The 11,777-nt window shown below is 54.0% G+C and carries 9 protein-coding genes; 7 read left to right on the top strand and 2 right to left on the bottom strand.

Features of this window, described 5'->3' with window-relative positions:
- Positions 1 to 16: 16 nt before the first annotated feature.
- Positions 17 to 1,039 (bottom strand): LacI family DNA-binding transcriptional regulator, encoded by a 1,023-nt coding sequence (locus AC6I8T_RS22785; protein WP_497834449.1) that lies wholly within the window; start codon positions 1,037 to 1,039, stop codon positions 17 to 19.
- 219 nt (positions 1,040 to 1,258) lie between these two features.
- Between AC6I8T_RS22785 and AC6I8T_RS22780 the strand changes: the two genes are divergently transcribed.
- From AC6I8T_RS22780 to AC6I8T_RS22755, 6 genes are all read left to right on the top strand, one after another.
- Entirely contained in the window at positions 1,259 to 2,287 is a 1,029-nt protein-coding gene (locus AC6I8T_RS22780; protein WP_208726363.1) for an ABC transporter substrate-binding protein, read from the top strand.
- Positions 2,288 to 2,358: 71 nt separating this feature from the next.
- Entirely contained in the window at positions 2,359 to 4,590 is a 2,232-nt protein-coding gene (locus tag AC6I8T_RS22775) for an ABC transporter permease (protein ID WP_208726365.1), read from the top strand.
- Positions 4,587 to 5,639, top strand: a complete 1,053-nt coding sequence (locus AC6I8T_RS22770) for an ABC transporter ATP-binding protein (RefSeq protein WP_208726367.1) — start codon at positions 4,587 to 4,589, stop codon at positions 5,637 to 5,639. The genes AC6I8T_RS22775 and AC6I8T_RS22770 overlap by 4 nt, the downstream gene beginning before the upstream one ends.
- A 12-nt stretch (positions 5,640 to 5,651) precedes the next feature.
- On the top strand, positions 5,652 to 6,452 hold the full coding sequence (locus AC6I8T_RS22765) for an inositol monophosphatase family protein (RefSeq protein WP_208726369.1): 801 nt from the start codon (positions 5,652 to 5,654) through the stop codon (positions 6,450 to 6,452).
- 163 nt (positions 6,453 to 6,615) lie between these two features.
- Positions 6,616 to 8,745, top strand: coding sequence for a pentapeptide repeat-containing protein (locus AC6I8T_RS22760; protein ID WP_497834448.1), 2,130 nt, complete (start codon positions 6,616 to 6,618; stop codon positions 8,743 to 8,745).
- A 31-nt stretch (positions 8,746 to 8,776) separates the two neighbouring features.
- Positions 8,777 to 9,553, top strand: coding sequence for a helix-turn-helix transcriptional regulator (locus AC6I8T_RS22755; RefSeq protein ID WP_437180286.1), 777 nt, complete (start codon positions 8,777 to 8,779; stop codon positions 9,551 to 9,553).
- On the opposite strand, the gene AC6I8T_RS22750 is transcribed toward AC6I8T_RS22755, so the two are convergent.
- Positions 9,529 to 10,167: a LysE family translocator gene (locus tag AC6I8T_RS22750; RefSeq protein ID WP_208726381.1), complete on the bottom strand. Its 639-nt coding sequence runs from the start codon at positions 10,165 to 10,167 to the stop codon at positions 9,529 to 9,531. The two genes, AC6I8T_RS22755 and AC6I8T_RS22750, sit on opposite strands and share 25 nt — an antisense overlap.
- 361 nt (positions 10,168 to 10,528) lie before the next feature.
- On the opposite strand from AC6I8T_RS22750, the gene AC6I8T_RS22745 reads away from it, so the two are divergent.
- A complete protein-coding gene (locus AC6I8T_RS22745) occupies positions 10,529 to 11,770 on the top strand; it encodes an urea ABC transporter substrate-binding protein (RefSeq protein ID WP_208726383.1) in 1,242 nt (413 codons plus the stop codon).
- Positions 11,771 to 11,777 lie beyond the last annotated feature (7 nt).

Here is an 11,777-nt window from a genome sequence, read left to right as displayed (position 1 = left end):
CTCCCTGACTTAGTGTTTACCCCCCGCGCACCGACCCACGCCACACGACATCCGGCTGATACAGGCGGGTGTCGTGCTGTTGTACCTCCAGCGACTCCTCCCGTTCGGCCTGCATCAGCCAGTCCACCGCATCGCGGGCAAATTGTTCCACCGGCTGGGCAAAGGTGGTGAGGTGGTACGAAGACCAGCCCGCCTGCGCAATATTATCGAAGCCGATCAGGCACAAATCCTGTGGTACACGTAAGCCAAAACGATGGCGGGCTTCGTCCATCAATCCACAGGCGACCAGGTCAGTGACACAGAATATGGCGTCCGGGCGCTGAGGGCGCGTCAGTAGGCGATGCGCCAGAATCTGACCGCTTTCATAGGAAGTGGTACCAAAGCGCTCAACCATCACCGGTAACCCGACAGCCTGCGCTGCGGTAAGAAAATCACTCTCGCGTTTCATCAGGCTGGGTGTCCCGGCCAGTGAGTTAGCAAACGCCAGGCGGCGACACCCGGCGCGGGCAAATGCCATCACCGCCGTTGCAGCAGCGGCCGCCGAATCGAGATTGATGCAGAGGGAGCCGGGCACTGCCTCATCCCGGTTAATCAATATGATGCGCTGACCGTGTTTGTAGCATTGCCGGGTAATGGCGCTGTCGGGCATGCCGGACAAGATGATTGACGCATCGGCGCGGAAATTAATCGCCTGTTGCAGTGCGCCGGAGACGCTGTTGTCGGAACGATCGGTGTTGATCAGCATCGCCACTTTGCCCGCTTCCTGCAAAAACTGCGTTAACCAGCGCACCAGACTGGCGCGGTAGGGCGTGGCAAGTTCTGAGACGACCAGGCAGACAATACCGCTGCGATTACGTACCAGGCCGCGAGCCAGATGATTGACGTGATAACCCAGCTCCTCAGCGGCTTTCATCACCCGAGCGCGGGTGGTGGCTGAAACGCTGGCGCCTGGCGTAAAAGCGCGGGATACCGCAGAGCGGGAGACACCGGCGCGATCCGCCACATCCTGGGCGCTAATCACTGTTTTCTCATTTTGCATCGCTCACCTCCCGCCCTTAACTGGTTGCAAAGCAGTCTGCCCGATTTTGCAAAGGTGTGCAAAATGATTCACGTCATAATTGTTTCAATTTTGTGACATGACCTGTCAATTGCTCAGCAAGGCGATTGACAGGTTATTTTATGTTCTCTACAAATTTGCACACATGTGCAAATAACAAGGTGCCAGTGAAGCACCACCCTGCAAACCAAGGAGAACATCATGCGCTACACCCCTCTGTACGTCGCACTATCCGTCTGTTGCACTGCACTGCCGTTCACCGCCGCTGCGGCGGGTAATCTCAATATGATCTGTTCTGCGGATGTGGTGGTGTGTGAACACATGACGCGCATCTTCAGCCAGTCGCACCCGGATGTTCAGGTCAATATGGTGCGGCTCTCGGCGGGCGAAGCCTATGCCCGCATCCGCAGTGAAGCACGTAATCCGCGCACCGATATCTGGTGGGCGGGAACGGGTGATCCCCATATGCAGGCCGCCGATGAGGGATTGACGCAGGTCTACAAATCACCGCTGCTCGACCAGCAACAGCCCTGGGCGCAGAAGCAGGCAGAAAACTCCGGTTATCGCACTGTGGGTATTTATGCGGGCGCACTTGGCTGGGGTTACAACACCAAATTGCTGGCGGATAAAAAATTGCCCGCTCCGGCCTGCTGGAAAGATTTGCTCAACCCGGCCTTTAAAGGGGAGATCCAGATTGCCAACCCAAACTCCTCCGGCACGGCCTACAACACGCTGGCAACGCTGGTGCAAATCATGGGTGAGGATCAGGCATTCGACTACCTGAAAAAACTCAACGCCAATATCTCGCAATACACCAAATCGGGTTCTGCGCCGGTTAAAGCGGCGGCGCGTGGTGAAACCACGGTCGGCATTGTGTTTATGCACGATGCGGTGGCGATGCAGGTGGATGGCTTCCCAATTAAAACCGTTGCGCCGTGCGAGGGCACCGGCTACGAAATCGGTTCGATGTCGATTGTTAAAGGCGCGCGCAATCTGGCGAACGCCAAAGTCTGGTACGACTGGGCGTTAAGCGCCGAGGCGCAATCGCATATGAAAGAAGCCAAATCCTTCCAGCTGCCGTCCAATCGCAACGCAGAAATCTCTGAATACGCGCCACGTTTTGAAAATATCAAACTGATCGATTACGACTTCAAAACCTACGGCGACTCCGCCAAACGCAAAGCACTGCTCAGCCGCTGGGACAAAGAGATCGGCGCCAGCGCGCAGTAACATCCATGCTGAGATGCGGTGGCTCCGGCCTGCTGTCCGCTTCAGCCTGAATTTTCAGGTCGAGGTGATTTATGAATGCGAACAATCGTCGTTTAGTCGGCGCGTTGCTTGCCGGTGCGCTAGCCCTGACGCTGCTCCCCTGGTACAGCCTCGAAAGCGGTTTCTTTTCCGGCGGCTGGATTCTCTCGCTGTGGAGCGATGCGGCTAATGCCCCGGCGCTCTGGCAGATGGTGGCTTTTCAGCATCCGTGGCTGGCGGTGACAGTGGCGCTTTATCTGCTGTGCGCCGCCTGTGGCTTATTGGCACCCGGTGGCATTCGTAGCCGTTTGTTGCTGTTGTTTAGCGCGCTCGGCGTCCTGTTTCTGATTGTTGAAGGGCACGCCATTGGCTATAGCGGCTGGAGTTGGCTGTGGCTGGAAAACCAGTTTGGTGCGCTACAGCAGGGGCAACCGGCGATGGGGGCCGGAGCGTTGCTGATGCTGACGACCTTTCTGCTGCTGTTCTCTTTCGCGCTGGCCGAGCGGGGGGTCTTGAAGGGGGACGCGTTTGTGGTTGCTTCGCTGGTGCTGCTGACGGCGCTGGTCAGCGTGTTTGTGCTTTATCCGGTGCTGAGTATGTTTGTGGTGTCGGTGCAGGACGTTGACGGCAGCTTCAATCCCAATGGTTTGATCAGCAATATCCAGGATCCCTCCATCTGGAGTTTCGGCTGCCTGACCGGCGGCACCTGTGGCACCGCGTGGCGCACGCTGTGGCTGGCGCTGATGACCGCCAGCGGTGCGACGCTGCTCGGACTGGCTTTTGCGCTGGCCGCGACACGCACGCCATTGCCGATGAAAAAAGCGCTGCGTATGCTGACCATCCTGCCGATCATTACGCCACCGTTTGTTATTGGTCTGGCGCTGATCTTGTTGTTTGGCCGCTCCGGCGTGGTCACGGAACATCTGGCGGCGTTATTTGGCATCGAACCGGGACGCTGGCTGTACGGCCTTACTGGCATCTGGATCGCCCAGGTGCTGTCGTTCACCCCGATCGCTTTTCTGGTGTTGATTGGGGTGGTGGAGGGCGTCAGCCCCTCGCTGGAAGAGGCATCGCAGACGCTACGTGCTGATCGCTGGCGTACCTTCACCCATATTTCGCTCCCGTTGATGGCGCCTGGCCTGGCAAACGCGTTTCTCATCAGTTTTATCGAAAGCATGGCCGACTTCGGCAATCCGATGGTATTGGGCGGTAGCCACGGCGTGTTGTCGACAGAGATCTTCTTCTCGGTGGTCGGGGCGCAGAACGATCCCAGCCGCGCCGCGGTGTTGGCCATGATTTTGCTGTGCTTCACGTTGGCGGCATTTATCCTGCAACGCCTGTGGCTGGGCGGGAAAAATTTCGCCACCGTCACCGGTAAAGGCGATGGCGGCAACCACGGTCAGCTACCGCGTGCGCTGCGCTATGGCGTCTACGGCATGGTGCTGCCGTGGGGCCTGTTCACGCTGGTGATCTACGGCATGATCCTGGTGGGAGGCTTTGTGCAGTCGTGGGGGCTGAACGATACGCTGACGCTGGAACATTACATCCGCGCATTCCGCATCACCTTCACGGACGGCCATCTGTTGTGGAGCGGGGTGGCGTGGAACTCCTTCTGGACCACGCTAGAAATCGCGTTGATTGCCGCCCCCTTGACCGCCATTGTTGGTCTGCTTACCGCCTGGCTGATTGTGCGGCAGAAGTTTGCGGGTCGGCAGACCTTCGAGTTTCTGTTGATGCTCAGTTTCGCCATTCCTGGCACGGTGATTGGCGTCAGCTACGTCATGGCCTACAACCTGCCGCCACTGGAGATCACGGGCACCGCGATGATCCTGATTGCCTGCTTTGTGTTCCGTAATATGCCGGTAGGGGTGCGCGGCGGTATCGCCGCCATGAGTCAACTGGATAAAAGCCTCGATGAAGCCTCGTTAACGTTGGGGGCCAACAGTTTCCGCACGCTACGCAAAGTGGTGCTGCCGTTGCTGAAACCGGCGATCAGCGCGGCACTGGTCTATGCCTTCGTTCGCGCCATTACCTCCATCAGCGCGGTGATCTTCCTGGTCTCTGCCCAGTACAACATGGCGACCTCCTACATCGTCGGCTTGGTGGAGAACGGTGAATACGGTGTGGCGATCGCCTATTCAACGGTATTGATCGTGGTGATGTTGCTGGTCATCGGCGTATTTCAGTGGCTGGTGGGTGAACGTCGTCTGCGCCGTGTGGCGCGCCCGGTGGAGGCGGCCACGCCGCCTGCTGCTCCCTCATTAACTCAGGAAGGTGTCGTATGAACACAGGTTCCGTGGTGTTTGAACACGTCTCGAAACGTTTTGCCGGATTTACCGCGCTGCCGGATCTGTCGCTAACCGTGGAACCCGGCACCCTGGTGACGCTGCTCGGTCCTTCCGGTTGCGGTAAAACCACCACCCTGCGCCTGCTGGCGGGGTTGGAACATCCCACTTCCGGGCGGATTCTGATTGGCGGCAAAGATGTCACGCATCTGCCCGCCAACGAACGCGATGTGGCGATGGTTTTTCAATCTTATGCGTTGTTTCCGCATATGACCGCGCTCGACAACATTATGTATGGCCTGCTGTCGTCAGGCATCAACAAGCGCGAGGCGCAGGACCGTGCGCGTAACGGGTTGAAACTGGTCGGGCTGGAACATCAGGGGGCGCGACTGCCGTCGGAGCTGTCGGGTGGTCAGCAGCAGCGTATTGCGGTGGCACGGGCATTGGTACTGGAACCGCAGGTCCTGCTGCTGGATGAACCGTTGTCGAATCTCGATGAACGCCTGCGCCGTCGGGTACGGACCGATATTCGAGATTTGCAGCAGCGCCTGGGTTTTACGGCGGTGTATGTCACTCATGATCAGGAAGAGGCGCTGGCGGTATCCGATAAAATTATTGTCATGAAAGAAGGGGATATTGCCCAGCAGGGCGCGCCGGAAAGTCTCTACCTGACGCCCAATTCGGTGTTTATCGCCGACTTTATGGGCGAGGCGAATATCTTGCCATGCGAAGTAGAGCAGGTGGAGGGCAGCGAGGCGCTGGTGCGTCTCGGCAGTCAGCGCTACCGCGTGCGCCATACTGCCGCCAAAACCGGCAGCGCGCAGCTTTCGGTACGGCCGCAATTTATTACGCTGTGCCAGCAAAACGGTGGCGCGCTGCGTGGAGAAGTCACGCACAGCACCTGGCTGGGCGACCATATCGAATACGAAGTGGCGACCGAATTAGGTTCGTTGTTTATCGTCGATGCGCAGATGGAACAGCAGCACCCGCTGGCGACCCCGGTCGCGATTGATTTTAAACCCCAGGGACTTGCCCTGATTGCCGGATAACAAGGAGCGACAATGAGTAACGTGGAACATAACGCCCTGCTGACGCGGCTGGCGCTGGCAGAAGAGGTGGCGCGCGCGGGTGGTGCAGCAGCGCTACGCTGGTTTGAACAGCGTGACAGCCTGGTGGTGGAAACCAAGCACGATTTACAGGATGTGGTATCGCGCGCTGACCGTGAGGTGGAACAGATGATCGGACAGCGTATGCGCGAAAACTTCCCCGATGACGGTTTTCTCGGTGAGGAGTATGGCTTGCAGGCGGGATCGTCCGGCTATACCTGGGTGGTGGACCCGATTGACGGCACCAGCCCGTTCCTCAACGGTATGCCGAACTGGTGTGTCTCGGTGGCGGTGCTGCACGAGGGTGTGCCAGTGATTGGTGTGATTTTTGCCCCGACCTATCAGGAGTGCTATGTCGCCGCGCTGGGCCACGGGGCAACACTTAACGGTAAGCGTTTGCAGGTTGACCCGTCCCGTACGCTACAAAACCATGTCACCGGTTTTGGTGCCAACAGCTATGTCAGCCCGGAAAAGGTCGGTGAAATCCTTGCCGCGTTGCTGGCAGCCGGCGGTAACTTTATCCGCATTGGATCGGGGGCATTAATGCTGGCGTGGGTAGCGGCCGGCCGGGTGGTGGGTTACTACGAACCCTATATGCATGCCTGGGATTGCCTCGCCGGATATTGCCTGGTGAAGGAAGCGGGCGGCTGGTATCACCCATTCGACACAACGGGTGAACGGTTATTGAAAGGGGCACAGGTGCTGGCGGTGGCACCTGGCGCGGAAGCAGATTTAAAACGCATTGCCGGATTGTAATCTTTATGTCGCGGCGCGATTTTTCGCGCTGCATTTCTTTCTGCTATCAAAAAGTTGTGAAAGTATCCTGATTTATTTCTTAGAGTTATTAATTTCCCTGGCCCACAGGCGGTATTTAATCAGATGATATAAACACTAAGGTTGAATTCGCAAAGGGAGAGTTATGATGTCGGACCTGTCTGTTTCCGCAGCTTCACATTCAACATGTTCATCAGATAATAATCACGGGGCATCACCCGTCAGAGTTACCGTTCGGAATGTTTATGATATAAATCCGAACTCTTTAAATCCTCCCTCTGATGTCAATTATAAGCGAGTGTCAGTAGAGGATTTTAAGGTATTCTCCAAAGAATATATGGGAAGTGTTGATAATAATATCAAAAAAAATTTTGTAAATTTGGTCATTTCTTCTGTTGAGAATCAATATTTCATTTTGCAAAAGGATGATGCATTTTATTTTAATGGCCATCTGTTTACGAACTTAACTTTCCGCCTTCTAAATCATAAGGGTATGCATCTGAGATGCTGTACTCTTGTGTGCAATGGAAGGCCGTTGCATTGGAATCATGTTATCATTTCCAATGCCAATTTTGAAAATCTGAGAATATATGGCCTGGGAAATGGTAAGTCTTCTGAATTTATGGGATTTACATTATGTGATGTGAATTTGCGTGGAGCTGAGATTAATGATGTTCATTTTCTCGCGGGAGATGATAATTATCTGCGTGGATTGATTTTGTGTAACACCAAATTGAATAACGTTGCATTTCTGGGGCATGCAAGTGTTCGATATGATATTAGCGCAACTGATTTCTCTGAAGCTGAATTACACAATCCACAGCTCGCCTATGTTTGCTTCAGCTCCAATGTGAACATTTCTCAAAGCAAATGGCTGGGATTGAAAATAACAGGGCCTGTTGATGGTGCTGGGATAATTTGTGAAAACTATCAAGAGGATGATATCACCTGGCACCCTGATATGTTCCAAAAGATTGAAAGTTTAAGATGCTCGGTGTGCCCTGAGAAAGGGGCGTTTTTTATCCTTATGATGAGGAGCATGAAAGAAAAAAACAGCCGCATTGTAGTGGATGCTGTCAATCAAATGGTAAGGCATATCAAGCAATCTACACCGGCGTTAACGGCCTGCTTGCGGGATAAGTCGATACGGCGTGCATTAATTGCAGAGCTGCGCGATCCTCTCTATTCAGCTTGTACGGCAATACAACTTTTCAGAGAAAATCTGTTATTTCAGCACTACCAATATGAGTTATTACGCCCCGATGATGCTGAGAAGAATGATCTCAGCATGTTGCTGGAGACATTGCCCGTTGAGAGAGTTATGCGCCTTCAAGTGGTGATCAATCAGCTGGCTGCCAGCAAGGAGATCTTATTCGGCTCTATGATGAAAAGTGCACGGTTTGCCGAACTTATAGCGTATGCAGAACAGCACTTATCTGAATGCCCTTATCTGTTTATCAACGAAGAAAAGAGCGAAATTGTCTGTCTTTCGGAAAAGGATTTTGGTCGTTTACTTGAGGCAGAAGCTGCCCCGAAACACCCCCAGCTAATCCGCTATCATAAACAAACCGGAGAGATTGAGAAGGTCATCACATCCGCAGAGGCAGTGGCTGATATTCGCCATAAAAACCCTTTGCTCAATACGCTGTGGCGTCATGCTGAATACGCTCCCCGGCCAATGATTAGCTTACTCTTCAGCTATCGTGATACATTGTCAACGACGGAAGTAAACGATGTGAATGATATTGTCGAGCATATTCATTCTTTGCTGCTTCACCGCAGTGTGAAAAAAGATACCCTGTTTCGCCACAGAAAATTATTGGCAAAGCTGTTATCACCTTTTTGCGGTTCTTCTTATCGGGAAAATTGCCAGAAATTGATTGATCAGGTATGCAAGCAGTTTTCCAACCATCCTGTTTACTCATCTTATACGACAGAACAACAGCAATCAGTTGCAGTCATTGCATTAATAAAGCTATTCGTTGAACTGTCAACTCAGCAATATTTAGGGACAAGCATGGATCTGGCAAAATGGTTGGTGGAGCCGATAAAGAAAATGTTTATGTATGCTTGCGAAAGCTTCTCTCCATTGTTTAGCAAATATGAAAGAGAACGGTGGGAAAAAGCGTTAATAACGAAGGGGTTAGAGACGGAACGCGATGCGCAAACATTCTTATCAACAATAAAGAACTATAAATTTCCATTTTTGGCGGAGCAGGAAACCCAAAACATACTCAATGAGTTATATCCCCTGGTTGCATTTGGTGACGACTGATGCTGTTATACCACGCGTTATCCGCAACCGGATGGTTCTTGTGCCGTTATTTGCTTCTGAATGGTTTGCCCGCAACGGGATAGAGTGTTCGCGTGTCACTGCCAGCGACAGCGCTTTTCCACGCCATTTGCACGATGAATATGTGGTTTGCGCCAATCTGAGTGGCCGTGAGGCGATCTGGCTGGATGGTAAGTCATACGAGGCGCAGGCCGGGCAAGTGACGGTGTACAATCCGACCTCTGTTCAGGCGTCACAGTTCAGCGTGGAACCGGTCAGTTTTATCAGCGTGCATCTGCCTCAGTCGGTCCTGGCCGGGACACCCGCCCTACGCGAAGGAGCGTTCCATCACTCGCCGCTGTTCGCGGCCATCTGCGATTATGCTGACGCAACGCGTCAGCACGATGAAGGGTTGCAGGAACAACAACTGATGTGGTTGTGTGGCGAATTGTTGGATGATTCCGCCAGTCGCCATCAGGGGGATGCTCAGCTGATGGTACAGGTAAAAGAGTATCTGCGTGCCAACCTGAGCAGCAAACCGCAACTGGCAACGCTGGCACAGCAGGTGGGGCTGAGCAAATACCATCTGGTCCGGCGTTTCACCCAACTGACCGGCATGCCGCCGCTGCAATATCATATGCAGCTGCGGTTGCATCATGCGCGCGAGCTATTGCGGCGGGGTGTGCATGCACAGGATGCCGCGCTGCAACTCGGCTTTTATGACCAAAGCCATTTTATCAATGCTTTCCGCAAAGTGATGGGCACCACGCCGCATCATTATGCGCATCAGCTAAGAATAAATTCGCGATAGCCCGAACCGATTACGTAAACTGCGAAGTAACAAAAGATCAGCGCTGAGGCGAGATAAGAATATTTCAGCAGGCGCTGCCCCAGCAGTTTCCCGCCCATGCTGCCTACCAGACACAATACGCATGTCCAGAACACCCCGGCGATAAAGAAGCCGCTCAGGAACCATGATGTCGATCCGGCATTACCATGTCCCATGCGTGAAATCAGCGCGCCGCCGACGCTGGCAAACCACAAAATGGCGGTGGGCGATGACATCGCCAGCATGACTCCACGGCTGAACTCACGCAGCAGCGAACGTTGCGGCTGCTGTTCTGACATATTGATGGCGGTGACGGAACGATACGCGGCCAGCAGCATTTTCACCGCAAACCAGATCAACAACGCGCCGCCGCCAATCCATAACACCCAGCGCACGGCGGCAAATTGCAGCACCACCGCCATCCCTGCCAACGCCAGCAGCGCGTAGATTAAATCACCAATGCAGGTGCCAATTCCCAGCCAGAAACCGTGGAAATAACCGCGCTGCATCGCCAGGGTGATCATGGCGATATTCGCCAGCCCGATGTCGAGGCACAACGATAAACTCAACAGAAAACCATTTGAAAACTGCAACATAAGTAAACACGCATCCCGCGTTGGTAAGAGTGGCGCTATTAAACCATGTTGCGGCGGGCGGGTATTGGAAAGAATTGCGCGATAAATCGCGCCGCTACGAATGAGTGCAATCTTGTGGTGCTGAATGCTGCTAAAAAGTGCACCGCAGGTCTGACTGGTTGTGTTAAAGCGCGAATATTCTGAGCCTGGCTGGAAAATTAAATCTGGCCCGCTTATTGCTTGCTAAATCTTATTGCCCCAGCGTTGTGGCAATCACTTCTTTTTATGCAGACAGCGTTGTCTGCCAGCTGCTGGTTTCACCCTGTCCGGATCTCACCGGAAATCCATTCTTTCTAACTCATCACTTCTTTAAGAGGGTGCTATGGCTATTAGTCGTCGTTCATTTCTTCAGGGATCTGCATTATCGGCATTAGGTCTGGCTGCGGGCGTTGCGCCGAAAATGAGTTTTGCGGCAGACAATAAAGACGCGATTAAAGTGGCGACCATTCTTGACCTGTCGGGTGGCCTGGATATTTACGGTAAACCGATGTCGAACGCCATCAATCTGGCGGCGGATGATATCAATGCCGCAGGCGGCTTGCTGGGCCGCCCGCTTCAGATGATTAACTACGATGCGCAATCCAATATGCAGCTTTACGCGCAGTATGCGCAGCAGGCGGCGTTGAAAGATAAGGTTGCGGTGGTGCAGGGCGGCATTACCTCCGCCTCGCGTGAGGTTATCCGTCCGGTGCTGGACCGTTTCCGTTCACTCTACTTTTATCCGGCACAGTACGAAGGCGGCGTATGTGACCGCAACTACTTCTCCTCTGGCTCCACGCCGGCGCAGACCGTGGAAAAGCTGGTGCCTTACGCCATGAAAAAGTGGGGCAAGAAAATCTACGTCGTGGCGGCGGATTACAACTACGGTCAAATCGTCTCCGCGTGGGTGAAAAAGTCGGTACATGACAACGGCGGTGAAGTGGTAACGGTGGAGTTCTTCCCACTTGATGTGACCGATTTTGGTGCCGCTATCTCGAAAATCCAGAGCGCAAAACCCGATATCGTCTGGTCGGCGCTGGTGGGCGGCGCGCATATCTCCTTCTATCGCCAGTGGCACGCGGCGGGCATGAGCGGCAAGATTCCGATTGCCTCGACGGTGTTTGGTGGTGGTAACGAACATATCATCCTCTCGCCGGAGGAAAGCAACGGCATTCTGGTGGCCGCAAACTATATGCAGGAAATCCCGACGCCAGAAAACCAGGCCTTTGTGCAGAAATTCCACGCCAAATATGGCACCAGCACGCCGTATATCAGCGATCTGGCGATGGGTGCCTATCAGGGCATGTTGATTTGGGCGGAAGGGGTGCGCAAAGCCGGTTCGGTGGACCGCATGAAGGTGATTGAAGCGCTGGAATCCGGCATCACCGTGGCGTCGCCGAGCGGCAAAGTCACGGTCGATCCTGCCACCCATCACTGCACGCTGGATGTGCATATCGCCGAAGTGGAAAACCATCAGATGAAGATTCTGGAAACCTTCACCGATCAGGCACCGAGTGATACCGCGATGGTGTGCGATCTGAAGAAAAATCCACGCGACACCAAACAGTATCAAATCGAGCTGTAACAGGAGC

The organism is Pantoea sp. X-Soil-OKNW-556, from assembly GCF_059730695.1.
The sequence above is the reverse complement of the archived record's forward strand: the minus strand, read 5'-3'. Positions and strand labels throughout refer to the sequence as shown.